This is a genomic window from Butyrivibrio sp. INlla21 (assembly GCF_900116875.1).
Taxonomy (GTDB): domain Bacteria; phylum Bacillota; class Clostridia; order Lachnospirales; family Lachnospiraceae; genus Butyrivibrio.
In genome coordinates this window covers 115792-139281 of the sequence record NZ_FPCC01000007.1, presented here as the reverse complement: position 1 = coordinate 139281, position 23490 = coordinate 115792, and the positions used below count along the sequence as shown (strand labels likewise).

Annotated in this window: 18 protein-coding genes and 1 other annotated feature; of the genes, 2 read left to right on the top strand and 16 right to left on the bottom strand. The window is 43.5% G+C overall.

What is annotated here, in order from left to right; all coding sequences use genetic code 11:
• Positions 1-6: 6 nt before the first annotated feature.
• From fba to BM377_RS06010, 9 genes are all read right to left on the bottom strand, one after another.
• A complete protein-coding gene (gene fba / locus BM377_RS06050; RefSeq protein WP_092245267.1) occupies positions 7-870 on the bottom strand; it encodes a class II fructose-1,6-bisphosphate aldolase in 864 nt (287 codons plus the stop codon).
• Positions 871-996: 126 nt separating this feature from the next.
• On the bottom strand, positions 997-3090 hold the full coding sequence (locus BM377_RS06045) for a glycoside hydrolase family 13 protein (protein WP_092245265.1): 2094 nt from the start codon (positions 3088-3090) through the stop codon (positions 997-999).
• Between the two features lie 239 nt (positions 3091-3329).
• Positions 3330-5189 carry an ATP-dependent zinc metalloprotease FtsH gene (ftsH, locus tag BM377_RS06040; RefSeq protein WP_092245262.1) on the bottom strand — a complete coding sequence of 620 codons (1860 nt, stop codon included), beginning with the start codon at positions 5187-5189 and terminating at the stop codon, positions 3330-3332.
• 42 nt (positions 5190-5231) lie between these two features.
• The gene (hpt, locus tag BM377_RS06035; RefSeq protein ID WP_092245259.1) at positions 5232-5756 is read right to left on the bottom strand and encodes a hypoxanthine phosphoribosyltransferase; all 525 of its coding nucleotides are present in this window, start codon (positions 5754-5756) and stop codon (positions 5232-5234) included.
• On the bottom strand, positions 5749-7185 hold the full coding sequence (gene tilS, locus BM377_RS06030; RefSeq protein ID WP_177223813.1) for a tRNA lysidine(34) synthetase TilS: 1437 nt from the start codon (positions 7183-7185) through the stop codon (positions 5749-5751). The genes hpt and tilS overlap by 8 nt, the downstream gene beginning before the upstream one ends.
• 80 nt (positions 7186-7265) lie before the next feature.
• Positions 7266-7577, bottom strand: a complete 312-nt coding sequence (locus BM377_RS06025; RefSeq protein WP_092245253.1) for a septum formation initiator family protein — start codon at positions 7575-7577, stop codon at positions 7266-7268.
• Between the two features lie 71 nt (positions 7578-7648).
• Positions 7649-7888 (bottom strand): RNA-binding S4 domain-containing protein, encoded by a 240-nt coding sequence (locus BM377_RS06020; protein WP_092245249.1) that lies wholly within the window; start codon positions 7886-7888, stop codon positions 7649-7651.
• Positions 7878-9683: a PEGA domain-containing protein gene (locus tag BM377_RS06015; protein WP_092245246.1), complete on the bottom strand. Its 1806-nt coding sequence runs from the start codon at positions 9681-9683 to the stop codon at positions 7878-7880. The genes BM377_RS06020 and BM377_RS06015 overlap by 11 nt, the downstream gene beginning before the upstream one ends.
• Complete coding sequence (locus BM377_RS06010; protein WP_092245243.1) at positions 9658-11043, bottom strand: CCA tRNA nucleotidyltransferase; 1386 nt, start codon at positions 11041-11043, stop codon at positions 9658-9660. Before BM377_RS06010 ends, BM377_RS06015 begins: the two co-directional genes overlap by 26 nt.
• Positions 11044-11144: 101 nt before the next feature.
• On the opposite strand from BM377_RS06010, the gene BM377_RS06005 reads away from it, so the two are divergent.
• Complete coding sequence (locus tag BM377_RS06005) at positions 11145-12866, top strand: GGDEF domain-containing protein (protein ID WP_092245239.1); 1722 nt, start codon at positions 11145-11147, stop codon at positions 12864-12866.
• Positions 12859-14550: a GGDEF domain-containing protein gene (locus tag BM377_RS06000; RefSeq protein ID WP_092245237.1), complete on the top strand. Its 1692-nt coding sequence runs from the start codon at positions 12859-12861 to the stop codon at positions 14548-14550. The genes BM377_RS06005 and BM377_RS06000 overlap by 8 nt, the downstream gene beginning before the upstream one ends.
• 102 nt (positions 14551-14652) lie before the next feature.
• Here BM377_RS06000 and proS read toward each other — a convergent pair whose 3' ends face one another.
• The 7 genes from proS to murI all read right to left on the bottom strand — a co-directional run bounded on the left by proS (position 14653) and on the right by murI (position 23450).
• Positions 14653-16086, bottom strand: a complete 1434-nt coding sequence (gene proS / locus BM377_RS05995) for a proline--tRNA ligase (protein ID WP_092245235.1) — start codon at positions 16084-16086, stop codon at positions 14653-14655.
• A gap of 83 nt (positions 16087-16169) precedes the next feature.
• Positions 16170-16379, bottom strand: a binding site (T-box leader).
• Between the two features lie 60 nt (positions 16380-16439).
• Positions 16440-17567 (bottom strand): hypothetical protein, encoded by a 1128-nt coding sequence (locus tag BM377_RS05990; RefSeq protein WP_092245232.1) that lies wholly within the window; start codon positions 17565-17567, stop codon positions 16440-16442.
• Between the two features lie 126 nt (positions 17568-17693).
• Positions 17694-18365 (bottom strand): DNA alkylation repair protein, encoded by a 672-nt coding sequence (locus BM377_RS05985; RefSeq protein ID WP_092245228.1) that lies wholly within the window; start codon positions 18363-18365, stop codon positions 17694-17696.
• A 126-nt stretch (positions 18366-18491) separates the two neighbouring features.
• Positions 18492-19511, bottom strand: coding sequence for a sugar kinase (locus BM377_RS05980; protein ID WP_092245226.1), 1020 nt, complete (start codon positions 19509-19511; stop codon positions 18492-18494).
• A gap of 85 nt (positions 19512-19596) precedes the next feature.
• On the bottom strand, positions 19597-20148 hold the full coding sequence (gene nrdG, locus BM377_RS05975; protein WP_092245222.1) for an anaerobic ribonucleoside-triphosphate reductase activating protein: 552 nt from the start codon (positions 20146-20148) through the stop codon (positions 19597-19599).
• A gap of 127 nt (positions 20149-20275) precedes the next feature.
• Positions 20276-22507, bottom strand: coding sequence for an anaerobic ribonucleoside-triphosphate reductase (gene nrdD / locus BM377_RS05970; protein WP_092245219.1), 2232 nt, complete (start codon positions 22505-22507; stop codon positions 20276-20278).
• Between the two features lie 124 nt (positions 22508-22631).
• Positions 22632-23450 (bottom strand): glutamate racemase, encoded by an 819-nt coding sequence (gene murI, locus BM377_RS05965; RefSeq protein ID WP_092245216.1) that lies wholly within the window; start codon positions 23448-23450, stop codon positions 22632-22634.
• Positions 23451-23490 lie beyond the last annotated feature (40 nt).

Below are 23490 nucleotides of genomic sequence, written 5' to 3'. Positions count from 1 at the left end.
GTAAGATCAAGCCTTTCCAACTGATCCGAAGAGTTCCATCTTCTCCTTAACTGTAGCCTTGATAGCCTCAGCACCGGGAGCAAGAAGCTTACGAGGGTCAAATCCCTTACCTTCAAGATCCTTACCTGCTTCAACATACTTACGTGTTGCATCAGCGAATGAAAGCTGGCACTCTGTATTAACGTTGATCTTGGAAACACCAAGTGTGATTGCCTTCTTGATCATGTCTGCAGGGATACCTGTACCACCGTGAAGAACGAGAGGCATAACACCAGTCTTCTGCTGAATAGCATCAAGAACGTCGAATCTAAGGCCCGGCCATCCCTCAGGATACTTACCATGGATGTTACCGATACCTGCAGCGAGCATATCTACGCCGAGATCAGCAATTCTCTTGCACTCCTCAGGATCAGCACACTCACCCATTCCTACTACGCCGTCTTCCTCGCCGCCGATTGAACCAACCTCAGCCTCGATTGAAAGACCAAGCTGATGAGAAACGTTAACGAGCTCTGATGTCTTAGCAACGTTCTCTTCGATGTCATAGTGTGAACCATCAAACATGATTGATGTGAATCCTGCCTGGATGCACTTGTAACATCCGTCATATGTACCGTGGTCTAAGTGAAGAGCTACGGGAACAGTGATTCCAAGGTTCTTGTCCATCTCTCTAACCATAGCAGCTACTGTGCTGAAGCCTGTCATATACTTACCTGCACCCTCAGATACACCGAGGATAACGGGTGAATTAAGCTCCTGAGCTGTTAAAAGAACTGACTTTGTCCACTCAAGGTTGTTGATGTTGAACTGTCCTACTGCGTAGTGACCTTCTTTTGCTTTTACAAGCATGTCTTTTGCGGATACTAACATAGTTTTTCTCCTTATTAAATTTATTTATTTTTGTGGACACACTTATTTTACGTTCCTGTGCCCGAATAAACGACTAAGACTATTATATACTGACCGTCGCCAAAAATAAAGTTAAACCTTTCACAATCAGTCAAATTCGATGAAGTTGTCAGCCCAGAATTCTTCTGATGTTACAGGCGATGTGCTGTCGTACCTAAGCACCGCTCCTGACTTTCTGGATAACGTCACCGTAAGAATGCCGTCTTTAGCCCTCTCCTGGCCCGATCCGACAATGAAGCCCAAACTGTCTGTCCGGATCATGTTGGAAAGCGCAGCATCGGCGGGCATTCCCGTAGGAGTAATATCTATCTCTTTAGTCACTTCAAAATCGTTGTTGTTAATGATCACGATAGATACAGCCGCTCTGTTGAATCGTCCGTATGCAATGAAGTTGGTATCGGCATATAGCTCTTTTATAGATCCAAGCTTAAGTTCCGAACAGCTCTTGTGAATTTTTATCATCTGCTTGTGGAATTCAAGCATCTCCATATCCTCTTTTCCCCAAGGATATGTTCTTCTATTGTCAGGATCCGTAAATCCGCAAAGTCCTGCCTCGTCGCCGTAGTATAAAGTCGGTGAACCCGGCCATGTCATCTGTATCATTACAGCCTCTCTCATAACGGGCTTGCTGATACCTGTATCGGCGGATGAAGCCATGAGCGTATTGCTCCTTCCGACCTTCTGACTGGTCCTTGTAAGGAATCTTGAATGGTCGTGGTTGGAGAGCTGATTCATCGCTGTATATAAAGAAGGCATGCTGAAATTCTCGCCTCCCGCATATAACATGGTGTCAAAAAATTCTCTGGCGTTACCTACTCTTATCGGCATAAACTTGTCGCTGTGCTTGTCCATTCCGGTAAGAAACCAAGTCACGGGCTCCATGAACGCATCGTAGTTCATGACTGTATCCCACTCATCGCCCATCATCCAATCTCTTGAGGGACCGTATTGTTCAGCTATGATGATGGCATTAGGATTGGCTTTTTTCACCTCTTCTCTGAATCTCTTCCAGAAATGATGATTATACTCCGGAGAATGTCCAAGGTCTGCTGCCACGTCAAGGCGCCAGCCGTCTGCGTTATAAGGTGCGGACACCCATTTTCTTCCTATGCTGAGAATATAGTCTTCGAGCTCTCTTGAGCCCTCGTAATTAAGCTTGGGAAGCGTATCGTAGCCCCACCATCCGTCATAATCGCCGTTGTTGGGCCAGCTTCCGCCGTTAAATGAAAAGTAATCATGATACGGGCTGCTCTCATCGATATATGCGCCCTTTTCATAACCTTTTTTATTCTCATATATGCGCTCTTTATCGAGCCACTTATTAAACGAGCCGCAGTGATTGAACACTCCGTCAAGGATTATCTTGATCTTTCTTGCATGCGCCTCTTTTACAAGCTTGGCAAAAAGCTCATCACTTGCTTCTAAATTCTTCTTACTTGTTACTCTGCTTATATATTTGGTCGCATGAGTATTATCCATGTCATGCTTATCAAGAACTTCTCCGCCATCTTCAACGATCACTCCAAAGTGAGGATCGATATGGTCGTAGTCCTGAATATCGTATTTATGGCTCGAAGGAGATACAAAAAGAGGATTGAAATAAATCGCCTCTATTCCGAGGTCCTTAAGATAATCAAGCTTATCTATAACGCCCTGAAGGTCGCCTCCGTAGAACTTGGCATAATCATGCTCCGCGTCTGGATATGCCTCCCACTTATCTTCGTGCACAACGTTCTTGCCGTTATAAGAATATTCATTGGTAAGAACATCATTACTCTTATCGCCGTTGTTGAATCTCTCAACAAAAATCTGGTACATAACGGCGCCCTTGGCCCACTTGGGAGTCATAAAGCCCGGATATACTCTAAAGAGCATGCTGTCCATGATATCATTTACAACACCTCTCTTATCATAGCGATAAAAGCTTCCGTCTTTTCCTCTGATCTCAAAATAATAATCTATCGGTTCTGTTCCCGCACTAATGGAAACATCATAATAATCAAAATCATCCGCCGTCTCGGAAAGCTTCATCTTGTATCTCTCTTTACGAAGTACAAGAGTTATCTCTTCGGCATCTCCCGCGGCGCAGCGAAATCTGATATCCGTTGTTCTGTTTTTATCCGGTTCGGCAGGCCTTAAATAATCCAAGGTCATGTCGTGGAACAATAGTTTTGTGTTCATATGTTTTTCCTTGAAATGGAATATTCCGCATCTATAAGTAATCCCATAAATGCAAAAAAGACAGCGGGGAAGCTGTCTTTTTTAGAGAAGGTATTTCTTTCTTATGGGGTATAGCAAAAAACTATATAATGTATTGGGGGGTTACGCATATTATACTAACATCCACCCAACCCCGCGTAAAGACTAATACTTCACAAATTTGTCAAAAGCAGCTATGGTTTTTTGTGCATGTTGCACAATTAAATTTCTATATTTACTTCGCACTGAGAATCATGTCCTTCAAAAAGAGCTTCGAACTCTTCGCGTCCGATCTTCTCCTTCTCTATAAGCAACTCTGCGCTTGAATGAAGGATATCCTCATACTTAAGAATGATCTCTTTTGCTCTGGAATAACACTTGTCTATTATAGTCTTTACTTCTTTGTCTATCTCACCGGACATAAGCTCACTGTGCTTCTTGTTGTGTGAGATGTCATAGCCGATAAATACATCTTCCTCGTTCTCATCGTAATTGATAAGTCCGATCTTGCTTGACATACCATACTTGGTAACCATGCTTCTTGCTTCGCTTGTAGCTTTGCCGATATCGCTCACGGCACCTGTTGTAATGTCGCCGAAGATGATCTCCTCAGCGATTCTTCCGCCGAGCGCCACCATGATATCCTGAAGCATTCTGCTCTTTGTTATGTGCATGTCATCGTTCTCGGAAAGAGGCATTGTATATCCTGCTGCCCCTACGCCTGTAGGAATAACGGATATTGTATGAACAGGTCCGACATCGGGAAGAACATGGAAGAGGATAGCATGTCCGGCCTCATGATAAGCTGTTATCTTCTTATCCTTGTCGGTGATTATCCTGCTTCGTTTCTCGGTTCCGATACCAACCTGAGTAAATGCTCTGTTTACATCTGCCTGATCGATATATGCTCTGCTGTCTACTGCAGCGTTGATCGCAGCTTCGTTAAGAAGGTTCTCAAGATCCGCTCCGGTAAAGCCTGCGGTTGTTCTTGCAAGTCCCTTGAGATCGACGTCACTTCCGAGAGGCTTATTCTTGGAATGAACCTTAAGGATCGCTTCTCTTTCTCCTACGTCGGGTCTTGTAACCGTGATCTTTCTGTCAAATCTTCCGGGTCTTAATATAGCGGGATCAAGGATGTCTACTCTGTTAGTTGCAGCCATAACGATAATGCCCTCGTTGACACCAAAGCCGTCCATCTCAACCAACATCTGGTTAAGTGTCTGCTCTCTCTCATCGTGGCCGCCGCCCATACCTGTTCCGCGGCGTCTTGCTACCGCGTCGATCTCGTCTATAAATATGATACAAGGTGCATTCTTCTTGGCTTCTCCAAAAAGATCTCTTACTCTTGATGCACCGACTCCGACAAACATCTCTACAAAGTCCGAACCCGAAATACTAAAGAACGGAACTCCGGCTTCTCCGGCAACAGCTCTTGCAAGAAGCGTCTTACCTGTTCCGGGTGCACCTTCCAAAAGTACGCCTTTGGGAATTCTCGCTCCAACCTTGGTAAATTTCTCGGGTGCCTTCAAAAACTGAATAATCTCATGGAGCTGCTCTTTTTCTTCGTTAAGTCCGGCAACATCTGCAAGTCTTGTCTTATTTTCTTCCGCTACGGAAAGCTTTGCTCTGCTCTTTCCGAAGTTCATCATTCGGCTGTTGCCCGCATTTCCGGCCTGCATATTGCTGATCATGGAAAATACAAATACCATGACGATAAGTCCGACTATAACGGGAACTATTCCGTTTATAAGAATGTTCTCTGAAGGAATATCTTTTACCTCAACACGGATATCCTTCCCCATAACGATATTCTCAACTTCGGTTACATCGGTAGTATAAAATGATTTGTCATTACTTCCGTTGTTAAAGCTTACTCTTACAGAACCTGTGGGCGTCTCTGCGTTGGGTAATATCTCAACATATTCGACCTTTCCCGCTTCAACATCCTGTACAAACTCATTTCTTGAATATGCGCCGTCTTCTTTTGATAAAAATGACCTTCCATACTCCAGGAATACTACGGCCACAAGTAAAATGACCACAAAAATAAAAATAGGATTATAGCTTCTGTTTCGATTCAAATTATTTAATCCCCCTTGGATAACTTTTTGGTACGTTGTTCATCAGTTGAACTCAACGACACCGATATATGGAAGGTTACGATATCTCTGATCGTAATCAAGGCCGTATCCGACAACAAATTCATCGGGAATCTCAAATCCCGTATAATCAACTTTTACATCTGTAACTCTTCTCTCGGGCTTATCAAGAAGCGTGCAAAGCTTGATGCTTGCAGGGCCTCTGTCTCCGAGCATTTTTATAAGATATGACAGTGTTCTTCCCGAATCAACGATATCCTCAACGATGAGCACGTGTCTGTCCTTAAGAGGCTCATCAAGGTCCTTTACTATCTTTACAACTCCGCTTGATTTTGTTGCGCTTCCGTAGCTTGATGCAGACATAAAGTCCATGGTTACGGGAATCGTGATGCGCTTAGCAAGCTCGCACATGAAAAATACGCCGCCTTTAAGCACGCATACAAGATGCACCGTCTCTCCTTCGTAATCTCTGCTGATAGCTTCTCCAAGCTCTTTGATCCTCTTATCAACTTCTTCTTCCGTCAATAATACTCGAACTGATTCAGCCACTGTTTTTTCCTCCACAAATAATATTTATAGCCAAAATACTTTCTGTATCTTCACTTATCTTAGCTCTGCTGCTCATCCTGTAGCCCGGGATCCAAAGAACATGATCTCCGTCCGCCAGAACATAGAGTTTATCCCGCTCATCCAAAGGAATCTTCACATCCGTCATAAACTTGGACAGCATCTTTTTGCAATCCTTGCCATCCATATCAATATATATGTAATCATCTTTTCTTCTGTGTCTAAAAACGGTTGTCTGTATTCTATCACAATCAAACCATTTCGTATATGTATCTGACGGAATAGCGTCCTTCGTCGCTCCCTTTATTATAGCGGCATTTACGGTGCCTAGCCCCGGAACCTCAAATGTCTTATTTTCGCTGCCAAGCTCATCTAAGGGAAGCTCGATTTCTTTTTCCTCGTCAAAAGAGCTTTCTAAATCCCGCTCATTCTTTTTACTGATAATAAGTTTATTATACTGCCTTATTGCGGTAATCATATACGGAAAATCTTTTCTTTTTGTTCCGTTCGTTTCATCCATAAGAGACATGATCGCATCAACATGCGCTGCGGTAATGTCCTTCCTGCTTGGAGTCAGCTGCTCGAAGCACTTAAGGATCACGTTCTCTTTGATCACCTTGGGTAACTCTTTTAGCTTGTTAAGATCAAGCTCCGCCTTATCCTTGTCACATGTGACTTCCTTTTCAAAAAAGTCTGCGGCAACGCTTCTTATATACTCATCCGCCTCGGCGAATCTCTCGGCGGCTTTGCTCAGATTCTCTGCCGATCCTTCATTTATCTCTTTTTCCATATAGGGAATGAGGACGTTTCTTATCTTATTTCTTGTATGGATATTCTCTTCATTGGTGGAATCCGTGCAATACGAAAGCCCTTTTTCCTTGAGATAATCCTCTATCTCCTGCCTGGAAACCACAAGAAGCGGTCTGATTACATCGTCTCTCTTTGGTCTTATCGAGCCCGCTCCGTGAAGGCCGCTTCCTCGAAGTAGATTATGCAAAAGAGTTTCCGCCGCATCGTTACTGTGATGGGCGACCGCGATCTTGGTGGCACCGATACGTTCTTTGTAAGTGCTAAAAGCTTCGTATCTTATCTTCCTGCCCGCTTCCTCTTCCGTGAGCTTGTTTTCTTTGGCATACCGGGGCACGTTCTCTTCAACAAGAATGTACTCGATGCCCCTTTCCTTACAGAAGTCTCGGGTAAAAGAGACATCGTCTGCGGCATCTTCTCTGATGCCGTGATTAACGTGAAGCGCAGCGATCTCAATTCCCAAAAGCTTTCTGAGCTCATATAAAACCGTGATAAGCGCAGTTGAGTCCGCACCGCCCGAAAACCCGACAAGTACCTTGTCGGATGCATTCAAAAGCTCTTCTCTTCTTATGAAGTTAAGTACTTTGTTTTCAAACCCGTTCATAATCCTTTTCCCATGATAGAAACAGCGCAGACACATACGTAATCCGTACCGATGTCTGCGCTGCATTACACAAGAATAACTTACTTATCTTCATTCCTGAAGATAATCTCACCGGGATACACAAGTCCCAATTTGTCCTTAGCCGTATCCTCTATATATTTACGTGTATGCGTATATCTCTCAAAATCAGCGATTTCTTCACTTCTGAGCTGCTCTGCCTCGATCTGTGCCTTGAGATATTCCTCCTTGGCTTGTAGATCGGCGGCCTTGCGCATAAGTCCAACGCTCTTGACCGAAACTACGGTCACGAGAATAAGAACCACGATGCTGGCCCAGGCAATTCCTGCTCTGTTTTGAAAACGCCTCCTCTTATAGCGTGCTCTTGCTGCCATCTAAAATTACCCCAATCAATAATGTTGCTTTATACCTATATTTACATTCTAATACAAGCGGTAAAAGCCTGTCAAATGTATCGATACAAATTTGTAACATCCTCTTTGTGCACTGTTTCCTGCACATCCAGAACCTCAACGCTCACATCCTTATTACCAAAGCCGATTGTAATCTTATCTCCTACCTTAACATCAGTAGATGCCTTGGCCGGACGACCGTTGATCTGTACTCTTCCTGCATCACAGGCCTCGTTGGCAACAGTACGCCTTTTTATAAGTCTGGTTACTTTTAAATATTTATCAAGTCTCATCTTTCTCTCCCGATGCAGTGTTTGCCGCATCACTGTTGTCTTTTTTATCTTTAGAATTGCCGGATTCACTGTTGTCTTTGCTATCCTCATCCTGCTTGTTTGTCTTTCCGCCTGAATTTGAAGGATCTGTAGCCTCCTCTTTAGCGGACTCCGTCTTATCTTTTCCTGCTGAATCGGATTTAGCGGTTGTGGCTGTCGTTCCCGAATCATCCTTCTTACCTGTTGATGCCATTGTAGACGAGTCACTTGGCTTATCCGTTGTAGCCTTGTTGGCGGAATCATCCGTCGTCTTGTCTTTGGAAGCATCGGCGGGCTTTTCTGTAGAAGCCTTGGTCGCTGCATCCGACGACTTATCGGACTTTTCTTCTTTATCCGATTCTTTCTCTTCTTTCTTAAGATCCGGGAACTTATAAAAAGCGTTGTCCTCCGAATCATCGATGTTTACTCTATAGCTCTTGGTCTTATAGCCATCTCTTCTGAGAGTAACTTCATGTGTTCCCGAAACCTTGGTAAAGCTTGCGGGCGTCATTCCGATATAGCTTCCGTCGAAATAAACCTCTGTATCTTCAGGCTCTTCAACGTATATCTTATATCCTTCAATAACCCTGTCCTTAGCTTTCGGTTTATCGCTATTTGCGCTGACTGTGGCAACACTCGCAGCGGCCGAGCTCTTCGGAATTGTTGCAACCGATGCGGAAGATGAAGAATTCTTGTCTTTCTTGTTGGTAGAACTATAATCTGAAGCCGCAGATGAAGATTTGCCCGGTGATCCGGAATCCTCTTTTTCAAGCTCTATCTGAACAACAGACTTGGCAGTTCCCACCTTGAGATATCTGTTCTGCGTGATGTATCCGTCAGCCATGATCTTCAGATTATGATATCCGTAGCGGATAGAAACAGGAACATCCGTAAGCTGCTTCTCGCCGTCGACAAACACTTCCGCTTCACTTGGCGTGATCTCGAATGTAACAAGACCTTCCTTTGGTTTGGATATTGTAATGTCGCTGGTGTCTACCACTGTTTCCTTATTTCTGCTTATGCTTACCTTGGACTGATAGTTGGCGCCGTTTCCAAGTATCTGAAGATTATACTCACCCTCCGGTGCGCTCAGCATCATATTCGGAGATATCTTGTAGATTACTTCGTTATCAAGCTCAAGCCACGCTCCCACAAGACTTCTGTCCTCAACCGTGTCGGAAGAAAGGCTCACATAGCCGTGACCGCTTGTAACAACAACGCTGTAAATGTCATCATCGACGCCATATACCTTGATCTTGTCCGTTCCCAGGACATCCTCGGCAAGAGCCGGCTCTCCCTCGGCCATAACAAGGGTTCTCGCATCCATATTATAGAGCTCACCCTTAACCTTAGCCGTCTTATCCGCTCTTACAAGCTCATGATCTCTTGTATCATTAATAGCCCACGCATCCTTGGCAACAACCAGGGAAGTTATGTGCTTGGTGCTCTTAAGAAACTTAACATCGACAACCTGTCCGATCTCCAAAAGACTCGGAGAAAGCGGAGCCTCCCAAGCATCATACATCATGCTGGTGTTGTCATAATCAAGTGTATAGGTCTTTCCCGTTGAATGATTTCTGAATCTGATCTTCTTGGCGTCAAGATCTATATCCCTTATGGCAGCTTTATCCGCGCTGTCATACTTACCTATCATCGATATGCTTATCTTCTTATTGGTAGTAGCATATGCTTCTGCCCCCGGCACATTAGGGGTTAGCATGGCAAAAGAAATTGCTACTGCCAGGACCGTTTTAATTATCCGATGATTTCTTTTCATGATCTACTCCTTGCTCATGCTCCTTCATGAATACATTTTTTAGGCGCTCCGGCTCTAAAAGATACTCTTTGGTGTTATGCGCAGGTTCATCAATGACATCCTTAAGCATCGCGTTTAAAATATCGCCAATCTGCTTGCCGGGAGCTATTCCGAGACTAATAAGCTCTTTTCCCCCGACCGCAAGCTGCTTAAGTGTCACGCAATCATTCTCTTTTATTATTTTATCATAAAGAACTCTTATATCTTTAAGTGCTTGCAACTTCTCTTTTTGATAATAAGAGCTCTGTGCCATTGTGTCGGCATATTTTACGTCAAGAAGAAGCGGAAAATCCTCTACTCCCACTCTGTTCATGGCTCTTCTGACGGTCCTTGGCTCCGCGGGGAATCTGTCGTCGTGATATTTGATCAGGTTACAGACTCTGTCCATGGTATCTCTGTCAAACTTAAGTCTTCTGAAGATATCATGTGCCATATCGGCTCCGAGAGACGCATGTCCGTGAAAATGGTCTATTCCGGCTTCGTCCGTCGTTTTCGTTTCGGGCTTACCAATATCATGAAGAAGCATGGAAAGTCTAAGCACTTTATCGGCTCTTACATGTTCCAACGCTTTAACTGTATGTGTTCCGACATCGTATAAATGATGCGGATTGTTCTGCTTTGTTTTCATGCAGGCATCGAATTCGGGAAGTATAACCTTGGTGATCCCAAGTTCATATAGATCCATGAATTTTTCGGGATGATCCGATTCAAGAAGCTTGATAAGCTCAACCTGCACTCTCTCTGCGCTTATCTTTTTTAGCGTCGGCGCAAGCTCTTTTATTGCTTCTTCAGTCTCTTTTTCTATAGAATAATCAAGCTGAGCGGAGAATCTGACTGCTCTCATTATTCTGAGTGCGTCCTCTGAAAAACGTTCGTGAGCATTTCCGACACATCTTATGAGTTTATTATTAAGGTCTTCGACTCCGCCAAATCTGTCGATAAGCCCTTCTTCTTCGTTGTAGGCCATCGCATTTATCGTGAAATCTCGCCTTCTCATGTCTTCGGTGAGATTCTTGGTAAAAGTAACTTCGCTTGGATGTCTGTTGTCCTCGTACTTTCCGTCAATACGGTAAGTGGTGACTTCGTAGCCCTCTTTTCCCATCATTACCGTAACGGTTCCGTGCTCTATTCCCGTATCTATGGTTCTTCTGAAAAGCTTCTTGGTATCCTGAGGAAGTGCATTGGTAGTGATATCCCAATCCATCGGCTCTCTTCCAAGAAGCGCATCTCTCACACAACCACCGACGATATAGGCCTCAAATCCCGCCTCGTGCATGGTGTCCAATATCTTTTTTGCATTTTCCGGCATTCTAATAATCATATTCTCATAATAGCCCAAAGACCGATACTTGTGAAGAATTGTCTAGGAATTTTCTTTCTCAGGTTATATACTAATGTTAATGATATTATGAGGGTTTAAATATGAAATTCAGAAAAAACACCAGGTTTGTCGCTATTCTTTTGCTTGCGATATTTTTTCTTTTAATAATGGCGCTTTTAAAGGTTATAGATAATTCCTACTCTTACAGCTCATCTCTTACAACTCTTGAGGACAGATGGACTGTTTCTTTAAATGACGATGTTTTGAAAACGTCGTCCGTTCTTCATGAAGTAAATATTCCCGTGATCAATGAAGGTGATTCTCTTGTGCTTACAAGAACCATCCCATATATTTCAGGCAACTCCTGCTGCCTTTACTTTTTCACCAAGCACGCGACCGTAGATGTTTATGTCGGAAAAGATCTTATCTATTCTTACGGACGTGATATCTACGAGAAATACCGCGAATGCCCCGACAGATTCAACTGTGTTTCTCTTACCGGTTCTCACTCCGGAAACCGCTTAAAGGTTGTTCTTACCGGAACAAGAAGAGCTTCCTTTTCTTCGCTGTCTGAGTTCGTTCTTGGTAGCAGAGTAGATATTCTTTCATATCATCTTTTACAAAACTCGGTAAGTATTTTCTCGGGCATCTTCTTATCTGTACTCGGACTTATACTTATCATTATTTCTCCGTACATGTACATATATCACGACAGAGAGCTAAGGCTCTTTTTCAGCGGACTTACTTCATTTTTGCTTGGTCTTTTTATTCTTGGACAGTACGGACTTATCGACATGCTGATCAATAATCCGCATGCCAATTCCGTCGCTGAGTACGCGTCTTTTGTATGTATTCCGATCTCCATAACGGGATATCTGTTTTCGGTATTCCCAAAAAGGAGCAGGCCTCTGTTTCAGCTTATGTTCTTGTATAACATTGCTTTCTTTATTGTTCTTTTTATTCTGAACAATCACAATATCCTTAAGTTTTCGGATGTGACAACATATATTCAGGGTTCGATCATTATTCAGAGTATTATCGCAATCATTCTTATGTACAGGGAACGAGAGCATTTCTTTACTTCCGACGATCACAACACGACTTCGGATCTCTTTTTCATACTGGGACTGCTCGCTTTCATGATCTTCGCGATCTCCGATATATTTGTTTACGATTATCACAAATATAAGAGTAACTCCGGAAACATCTTCCTCTACGGAAGCGGCTTTACTTTCGGTGCTCTCTTGTTTGTATCTTGTCTTATCATCAGTTATCTTTTCTACAGCATATACAACAACAATTATGCTTCAATGAAAAGACAGATGGTTGACCTTGCTTATACCGATCCTCTGACAGGACTTGCCAACAGAGCAAGATGTGAGCAGATAATGCAGGTTATTTCAAATGAGCACAGCCTTTACACAATATTCAGTATCGACCTGAATAAGCTTAAAGTTGTCAACGACACTTACGGCCACCACGAGGGCGACCGCCTTCTAATGGGCTTTTCGACAATACTTACCAACTGTTTCTGGGATGCAAATCTTATCGGAAGAATGGGCGGCGATGAATTTATCGTTATTCTTCTTGATGAGCAGGCTTCTCACTGTACCAAGAGAATTCATGAATTCTATGCTCTTTTGTCCGAATGGAACAGGAAAGAGCAGGTGTTCCAATACAGTGCTTCGTATGGCTATGCCTACAGCTACGAGGTTCCCAACAGTTCAGCTCAGGAAGTTTACATGCTTGCGGATTCACGTATGTACGAGATGAAGAAAGAGCATCAGCAAAACAAGGAAATGGGGGTGCCGTTCCATGCGTAAAACAGTTACTTTCATAGGAATTTCCACCCTTTTCATCGTATTGCTCTTCTCGGCGTTTTTCACTTTGCTTCGCTTTGAAAAGCAATATCCTCTGTATTCTCTGGAAAAAGGCTGGGTTGCAACCTACAGAAATCAGCAATATCTCAATACCGAATTGGGAGCTCTCAGCGATCAGATAGGTGTTTCTTTTTCGCGAGGAGACAAGATCACGTTGACGCTTCCAAAGCTGCTTAAGTCTTGCGAAGCTCCGTTCCCTTATCTTATTTTCAAGACCGAATGCTGTTCCTATGAGGTTTTCCTCGACGGCAAGCTTATCGCCTATGAAGGACTCGACGCGGTAGCAAACGGCTCCTACATCGGAAACGGATACAATATTGTTCCTCTTGAACCTGATTATGCGGGCAAAAAACTCTCCATAAACCTCTACGTAACCGAGAACAACACAAAGGCAAACGTAGTAAACATGATGATGGGAGATTTTGACGACCTATACAGAAACCTTATGTATACGGCAACTTTTCCTCTGATAACGGGTATCTTCCTTATCGTTTTCGGTCACATCTTCCTGCTTATCTCACTTGTTTTCTACATGAGATCGTCAGATGTGTTCAATCAGATCGTATGCTCGATTATAGGTATTTTGCTTGGTTTATGGCTGCTCACGGAATTTGACTGCTTCACTTTCCTTTTGGACAAATCGACGGCAACCTTCATCGGGTACTCCGCTCTGTATTTGCTTGTTCCGACTATTTATTCACTTATATACAGCCTGCACAAGCGCTATGACGGACTTGTCCTTTCGATAATGGGATACGGTTCGCTGGCTTTCAGCTTCCTGTTCATTGCGCTTCACCTTACGGACAAGGTTCATATTCACCACTTTATCATCCCTTATTATTTACTTGCGTTGATAAGCTTCTTGTTCCTTGTCGTTTATGACTTTATTGATTTTAAATCCAAATCCAAGAATCCTACTACTCAGATACTTATGTTTGGATTGACGCTTCTTTCGATATCGCTGATACTTACAGCCTTGACCGATGTGACGAGACCAAACCTGGATTGCCGAGACAACATTCTCATGATTAATGTGATCCCTGCGACCGCGATGTTCTTTGTTATCACGCAGCTACTTAATCACTTTGTCTTCATGACAAGGATTTATGCTCAGAGAAAAGAGTATGCATCTCTTGCCCAGATTGCTTTTGAGGATGCTCTTACGCAGCTCCCCAACAGAGCCTGCTCCGATAAAAGACTTGCAGACCTTGATGAATCCGATTCGGATTTCTGCATTGTCAGCCTTGATCTGAACGGACTAAAAGAGGTTAACGACAACGACGGACATCCTGCCGGAGATAAGCTTCTTAAGAGCTTCTCATCCGCTCTTTCGAGCACCTTTAAAGGCTTCGGAGAGTGCTTTAGGATCGGTGGCGATGAATTTATGGTAATCTCCGATTCGATAGACAAGGACAAGGTTGTCAGTCTCCTTGATCTTTTGGATAAAAAGCTTTTGGATCTTGATAAAGAAGATCCCGGCATTAACCACAGCGTTTCTCACGGCTTCGCTTTTAAATCGGAAGCGGAAGATAAAGATACTCACGCAGTATTCATGCTGGCGGATCAGAGAATGTACAACAACAAAAAGACGTATTACGCTAGGAAAAACATAAGTAAAACCAAGTAAAAAAACGAAAGCTTCATATCAGTCTTTTATAAAAATAGGCAGTGTGGAATGATGAAAATCCACACTGCCTTTATTATTGATATTATCTTTTTGTTATCCGGATCAATATGCTCTTCCCCAGTAAACCATCTTCTTGGCAGGCTTGCCGCAGATAGGGCAAACATCTGAGATGTTCTCCTGCTCGAAAGGCATACAACGGCTTGTTACGTTGAACTCTTCCTTGATCTTATCTTCGCACTCGCGGTCTCCGCACCACATAGCCTTTACAAAGCCCTTGGTCTCCTTGAAGTTCTCTGCAAACTCCTCTTTGTTGTGAGCAACGAATGTGTGCTCCTCGAGGTGCTTCTTTGCTCTTGCAAGCATGTCGTTCTGGATCTGATCAAGAAGCTCTCCGACTTTAGCTGCTACGTCTGAGATCGCGCACTCGATCTTCTCTCTTGTATCTCTTCTTACAAGTACGCACTTACCTGCCTCGAGATCCTTAGGTCCGATCTCAACACGGATCGGAATACCTCTCATCTCCTGCTCGGCAAACTTAAATCCGGGTGTTCTGTCTGTATCGTCTGTCTTTACTCTGTAATCAGAAAGGCTCTTAGCGATACCGTATGCGGCATCAAGAACGCCCTCTTTCTTCTGCTGGATAGGAATAACAACAACCTGGATAGGAGCGATCTTAGGAGGAACAACAAGTCCGGAGTTATCTCCGTGTACCATGATCATAGCTCCGATAGTACGTGTTGTAAGTCCCCATGAAGTCTGATTTACATAGTGGAGCTGGTTATCTTTACCTGCATACTGGATACCGAATGCCTTTGCAAATCCGTCACCGAAGTTGTGGCTGGTAGCGCTCTGAAGAGCTCTTCCGTCATGCATAAGAGCTTCTACTGTGTATGTAGCTTCTGCGCCCGCAAACTTCTCTTTATCTGTCTTCTGTCCTTTGATAACGGGAATAGCCATATCATTCTCAAGGAAGTCGGCGTATACATTGAGCATCTGCTGTGTACGCTCTTCAGCCTCTTCGAATGTTGCGTGTGCTGTGTGCCCTTCCTGCCAAAGGAACTCACGGCTTCTAAGGAAAGGTCTTGTCTCTTTTTCCCATCTAACAACGCTGCACCACTGGTTAAGAACCTGAGGGAGGTCTTTGTATGAATGGATCTCGCCCTTGTAGTAATCGCAGAAAAGTGTCTCTGATGTGGGACGAACACAATATCTCTCTGTAAGAGGCTCCATTCCTCCGTGTGTAACCCAAGCAACTTCAGGTGCAAATCCCTCTACATGATCCTTCTCCTTCTGAAGAAGTGACTCGGGAATGAACATGGGAAGGTAAGCGTTCTGAACTCCCGTTGCCTTAAATCTTGCATCAAGGTGCTTCTGAATAAGCTCCCAGATTGCATAGCCCGCGGGCTTAATTACCATACATCCCTTGATGTTGGAATAGCTTACGAGGTCTGCCTTGATACATACGTCGGTATACCATTGTGTGAAATCTTCATCCATGGATGTGATCTCTGATACAAGTTTCTTGTTGTCAGCCATTTTGGTTCTCCTTTTTTGCAATTAAGTGTTTCCGGGAACTTTGAGAGATTTTTTTCAAAAATAAAAGAACCCTCAAATCCCATAACAGGGACCGAAGATTCTCGGCGGTACCACCCTATTTAAACCAAGCAGATTCTGCTGTGGTCTCACTCAATTTAACCCTTAACGCGGGATACGCCGTATTTTCATACGGGACTCCAAGGTAGGTTCGCTGTTTGGTCGTAAGAACCTCGCACCAACGGCTCTCTCTCTGAAACGCTTACGCAGTTACTGATCCTCTTCAACGTCGTATTATTTTAAAAATGATTTTATTAACATTTATGTACCTTGTCAAGGGGACGGCATTGTTATTCTTATACGGAGACATCGATTCCTACGGGAGACATGGGTGCTACGCAGCTTGCGCCTGCTGCCGCGCCGGGCATGGAGATTATAGGGGTAACTGACTGCGCACCTGCTTTAAATACAGGCGCGGAGCTTCCTGAAATCGAGCTGCTCACAGCGTTTGAGGAACTGTTCTTCTTTGATTCTTCATACGCAAAGAGCTTTTTAAGATATTCTTTGTCAGCTTCGGCAATTTCTTTCAGTTCCTTGGTGCGATGCTTGATCTTGAGCATCTTAAGATCGTCTTCGGACATATTGGGATCGGGAGCGTACATAGTCTCTGCAAGATCTGTAAGATCAAGCTCTTCCATCATACTTTCCATCTCTTCCGAAAACTCACTCATAAGCTCTGTCATTGCTTCACTTTCTGTTTCCGCAATATCAATGGAGATATCTTGAATCTGGGGCCCTTCCAAAAGGAATTCTCCTAACTCCTCATAGTCGATTTCATCATAAGACGCTTCAGTCATCTGCTGCTCGTTGTAATAGCTTGCATCGCCCAAAGCCGCTCTCTCTATGGCTTCTTGACTATTTTCATCAGTCATTTCGTCATTTTCGCTGCTATTATCGTCTTCACGCTCTTCAAGCACCTCTCCTATACCACCGGAACCACGTTCTATCATCTCCTCCTGCTCAAGATGATGAACTTTTTTCTTTGCGACCTTAACCATAGCTTTAGCATGGTCTATCGCAAGCTGAAGCTCTTGCTCATCATACTCTCCGCTTCCTTTTAACCGGTTTAATCTTGTTACTTCGCGTCTTGCAGACTGAACGGCTTTCCTCGCGCTCACGCTGTTTTTACTTCGTATTATCATCGAAGAAATCTTTTTGAAATTGTATTGGAGTTTCTTTTTCTGAAGAGATGTTGCTTTGGATTTATTTCTGGCTGCGCGCAGTTTCTCTGCATAACACATACTTTGATCGGCTATACTTTTTTCTCTCTCCGCTTTTCTCATCTCGTATTCTTTTTTGGCAAGGGATTCTTCGGGCTCAGACTTAGGCTCTGCTTTCCTATTAACCCGCACAGTGTACGCATTGGATATCGATTCAACTATTTTTTCATTTGAAAATAAGTCTCTCATGATCTCGATAGACATATGCATCCTCCTTGACGCTTTTTGGCAACTCCGTTTGTCAAAACTATCTCATATCATATATCGACATTTTTTGAATATAATTAAGGGACATACTGATTATTTTGATCAGTATGTCCCCTGATTATCTCATCTGAATGTTTTAAGGTATTCCTTATGCTCATCGGTAACCCTAAAGCTCTCAACAGCTTTCTGAATTGCCTTTTTGTGGACCCATTCATCAAGCTTTCGATCTTCAATGTATTTAACGCTCGCGTCGTATTGTTTGGCAAGTGCTGTCGCGAAATACCAAGCCACCATCATCTTAAGGTAATAGTCTTCGCCCTTTTTGGACGCAACAAGCTCAAGATATTCCTCTTTGAAATCGTCATCCAGGAACTCATTCATAAGCATGCGCATGCCAAAGCGCGCAGTGTAGACATGGTCTGACGCAATCCACTTCTTGATATACGGAAGGAGCTTTCCATGATTCTTTTTAAAGCATTTTGGCGTAGCCTGATCCGAAACCGGCCAGCAATCCACATACGGAAGGAACTTCTCAACTTCGGTAATGCACTCATCAAAATCCTTGATAAGAGAAACAACAAAGAAATGAACAAGATTCTCTTCGTAATATTTATGCGGAAGCTCGCTTAAAAACTCATTCCTTATATCGCTCTTAAAAACTTCCTTTGCGACCTCGCGCATCTTGGGCGTTCTGACTCCGATGATTGTCTCGGGCTCTATATTGGGAACAAGCTTAGCCTGAAATTCCTTGTATTTAGCATCTTTTTCTTTTAATAGCATCTCATAAACTGTCATGAAATTATTATATCAAAAAAGGACCGGGGGCGGTCCTTTTTTGGATCTGCGAGAGAGGATCTCGCATATAGAGGTTTTTATAATGGAAATACGTTATGGCGAACGTAAATCGGCTTACTTATGCCCTCAGCGATCAAGCTCGCTTGTAGGGCCTTTAGCGCAGTGATTCTTAATAATACTGTCTATTTCTTTTAGATCACTGGCCGGTAGATCTCCGGGAATGGTATTCTTGACGCTTGATGTGGCGTTTCCGTAGGCAAGTGCTTTGCCGGCATCCCCGTACTTAAGGATTCCGTACAGCACGCCTGATACATAAGCATCTCCGGAACCTATTCTGTCTATAACATCGATATCTTTATAGGGCGCCTCGGTGTAGAACTTATCAGTCTTGGCGTCATATATCGTTGATGTAAAATTATGCTTTCTGGGACTTATGACTTCCCTCTGTGTCGTGCAGACTATCTTTACCGGATAGTCTGTTGTGTAACTCTTCATAATATCCGCAAGCTCACCGCTTTTTTGCATCATTCTTCTTGATGTCTCTTCCGAAACAAAAAGAATATCCACATACGGAAGTATATTATTTATAGCAGTGCGGGCTTCCTCTTCGCTCCATAAATTGGCTCTGTAGTTACAGTCAAAAGAAACAAGTGCTCCGCTTTCTTTGAACCTCTCAATAAGCTGCGTTGTTACTTCACAAGTGTTATTGTTAAGCGCAAGTGTGATCCCGCTTGTATGGAACATCCTTGTCGCAGTGAAGACACTTTCCGGAATCTCATCTATAGAAATTCTCGTGATTGAGGAATTCATCCTATCGTATACGATGGAAGGCTTTCGCGGTGCGGCGCCGTTCTCATAGTAATAGATTCCGAGCCTTGCCTCGGATGAATCATCGTATATAAGATAATCGTCCGAAACACCCTCAAACCTGATTCTGTTCTTTATAAAGGTTCCCAGTGCATTCTGCGGAAGTCTCGATATGATTCCCGTCCGCAGTCCCAAAAGAGCTACTCCCGATGCGACATTAAGCTCAGAGCCGCCGGCTCTTTTATCAAAAACATCGCCCCTTGTTATTCGCTCATAATCGGGCGGAGACAGACGAAGCATAATCTCACCGAAAGTCAGCAGATCAAATTTTTCTTCCATACTTGCCTCCTTATACCAAAATAATAAAGCACCCACATCAAAGATGTAAGTGCTTTCATTGTTGTTCGCATTGCAATTGTTGCTATCAGCTCAGTCTTGATTCCTCTTTGTCGTTATACTTAGAAAGGACAACTTCTCCTTTTTTTAGACTTTCGGGAACATCGATAACTCTTTGGTTTGACGATCCTCGGAATCTAAGAAGAAGGCTTCTTTTTTCAAGCTCGAACTTGCCGTCAACGAGAACATCGATCATTGAAAGGATTGCATCTGTATCTTCCCCGTGGCATCTCTTGTTGTCTTTATCATTAAGCTCTTCCCATGTGTATCCGGAATAAAGCCAGATTGTGGCGTGAGGAACTTCTTTTTTCACACGCTCGATAAGAGGTCTTATTTCTTTCTGGTTAACGATTTCCATAGGCTCTCCGCCAAGGATCGACAGACCGCTTACATATTCAGGCTTTAAAGACTCTACGATCTCATCCTCTACCTCTTTGGTATATTTATTTCCATACATGAAATCCCAAGTCATCTCATTAAAGCAACCCTTGCAGTGGTGCGTACATCCGCTTACAAAGAATGCCGTTCTACATCCTATTCCGTTTGCAACATCATTAAAATATATTTGTCCGTAGTACATATCGCCTCTTATTTTATTCAAAACAAAATCTTGTTTATGGGCAAAACAAGGTCGGATAATTCCGACCTTGCTGTTTATTGTGGTATTATTTGTTGTTTCTTTTGTCCGGCCGAAACTTAAGCTTGTATCAGCACTTAGGTGTTGCGAGGTGGAGAACTCTTTCTTTGATCTCCTGTGTACGTCCCTGGTTCCAGAACTGTGTTCCGATGTAACCGCAGGTACGTCTTGCAACGTTCATCTTGTTCTGATCTCTGTTTCCGCAGTTAGGGCATTCCCAGATGAGCTTTCCGTCTGTATCTGTAACGATCTTGATCTCCCCATCATAACCGCAGCACTGGCAATAATCAGACTTGGTGTTGAGCTCTGCGTACATGATATTGTCATAGATGTACTTCATAACCGATATAACCGCATCGATATTGTTGGTCATATCCGGAACCTCAACGTAGCTGATAGCTCCTCCGGGTGAAAGAGCCTGGAACTCAGACTCAAATTTAAGCTTGGTAAATGCATCTATCTGCTCTGTTACATGAACATGATAGCTGTTTGTGATATAGTTCTTGTCTGTAACTTCGGGAATGCTTCCAAAACGCTTCTGAAGGCACTTAGCAAACTTGTAAGTGGTTGACTCAAGAGGTGTTCCGTAAAGTGAGAACGAAATATTGGTCTCTGCTCTCCACTTAGCGCACTTGTCGTTAAGGAACTGCATTACCTGAATTGCAAAATCTTTGCCCTTGGCATCGGTGTGTGATACACCCTTCATGTACTTGGTACATTCGCAAAGTCCGGCATAGCCAAGTGATATTGTTGAGTAGTTACCAAACAAAAGCTTGTCTATGTTCTCGCCCTTCTTAAGTCTTGCAAGGGCTCCGTTCTGCCAAAGGATAGGTGCCACATCGGAAGGTGTTCCGAGAAGTCTCTCATGTCTGCACATAAGTGCTCTCTTACAGAGCTCGGTTCTCTCTTCCATAAGCTCCCAGAACTTGTCGATATCCTTGTTTGATGAACAAGCAACATCTACAAGATTGAGTGTTACGACACCCTGGTTGAATCTTCCGTAGTACTTGTGCTGGCCTTCCTCATAATTGAGAGCGCCTGCCTTGTTGCCCTTGTTGCAAAGTCCCTCTGCAACCTTCTCATTATCGGGAGTAAGGAAGCTTCTGCATCCCATGCAAGGATATACGTCGCCTGCCTTAAGCTCTCTCATCTTCTTAGCTGAGATGTAATCGGGAACAAGTCTCTTTGCCGTACATTTAGCGGCAAGTTCTGTCAAATACCAGTACTTGGAATCTTCATGTATATTGTCTTCGTCGAGTACATAAATGAGCTTGGGGAAAGCGGGTGTTATGAGCTGACCCTTCTCATTCTTTACGCCGGTAATTCTTTGTTTAAGCATTTCCTCGATGACCATAGCCAGATCTTCTCTTGTCTGACCTTCCGGGACCTCATCGAGGTACATATACACGGTTATGAAGGGCGCCTGTCCATTGGTAGTCATAAGAGTGATTACCTGGTACTGAATTACCTGACATCCTCTCTCGACCTCTTTCTTGACGCGCATCTCTGCGATCTCGTTGACCTGCTTCTTGTTGATCTTCATTCCGGCAGTCTCAAACTCGAGCGCAACTTCCTTACGGAACTTCTGTCTGCTGACGTCCACAAACGGCACAAGGTGGGAAAGAGTGATACTCTGTCCGCCGTACTGTGAGCTTGCAATCTGTGCGATCGCCTGAGTTGCGATATTGCAGGCAGTTGAAAAGCTCTTGGGACGCTCGATCATTGTCTCGGAAATAACTGTTCCGTTCTGAAGCATATCCTCCAAATTAACCAGACAGCAATTGTGCATATGTTGAGCAAAATAGTCCGAATCATGGAAATGGATAAGTCCTGCTTCGTGTGCCTTGACTACATCCTCGGGAAGAAGGAATCTTCTTGTAATATCCTTACTCACTTCGCCCGCCATGTAGTCTCTCTGAACGCTGTTGACGGTGGGATTCTTGTTGGAATTCTCCTGCTTAACTTCCTCGTTATTGCACTCAATAAGAGACATGATCTGCTCATCAGTCGTGTTGGACTTTCTGACAAGAGCATGCTTATAACGATATGTGATGTATTTTCTGGCAACCTCGAATTTACCGGATCTCATAAGGCCGTCTTCGACCATATCCTGGATTTCCTCGACGCTTGCCGCACGAGTTAATGAAGCGCACTGCTTCTCGACTCCCATCTCGATGTCACTGATTTGGCCTGCTGTCAGTTTTTTCTCCTCAGTAACCTCGTTGTTAGCCTTCTCGATAGCCGCAAGAATCTTATTGCCGTCAAACGCCACTTCCTTACCGCTTCTCTTAATGATCTTCATAAGAACCCCCTTGCAATTTACAATCCCTTTAAATCAATCACATAGATAAAATGAACCACAACTATATCTTGTGGTTGCAAATTAATGATAATACATTATATTGATTAATTCAAGAGAATTATTATTATTTTTTTCGCACTTCTTCAAGCCTGTTATGCAGTCTTTTCAAGTGTTCCAGAGTTTTCTCATCTGAAATGCTCTTTCCGGAGAAAAAATACTGCGTATTTGACTCACACAACATCTTGTGGGCGCTATCAAAGTATACCACATTATCAGGGGAATTGGTTAAGGAAAGTCCCAAAACATCTGCGAGATGACGAATTGTCCCGTAATTACCGTCGATAAGAAGTGTTTCTTTTCCAAAAAATTCTCTGTAAAGCGGTTTAAAGTAATTAAAATGTGTACAACCAAGAACAAGAGCGCAGTAATTCTCCGTGTTGTAGTCCGAAAACTGCTCTCTTAAATATTCTCTGACATTATCTGTATCAAACTCTTCTTTCTCCGCAAACTCAACAAGTCTTGGCATCGGAAGGAGATCCACTCTGTGCTTTTCATCCACTCTGTGAAGAAGGTCTCTAAGCTTGTCCTCCCTTATGGTTACGGGAGTTGCTATTACCATGATCCTCTTTTGCTCTGTTCCTTCGACTGCAGGTTTAACGGCAGGCTCCATTCCGAGGATCGGTACGTCGTATCTTTTCCTAAGTTCCTTAATGGCTACGCTGGTAGCTGTGTTACACGCTACAACTATCGCTTCCGCTCCCTTATCCAAAAGAAATTTCGTAATCTCTTCGGAGTATCCAATTATCTCCTCGGGAGTCTTGGTTCCGTACGGAACGTGATCAACGTCTGCATAGAATATGTAATTTTGCTCGGGTAAAAGATGATATGCCTCATGAAGAACAGACAGTCCTCCTATTCCCGAATCAAAAATCCCAATCTTCATTATTTTGCCTGATTTCCTTTATATTATGTTATACTTACAG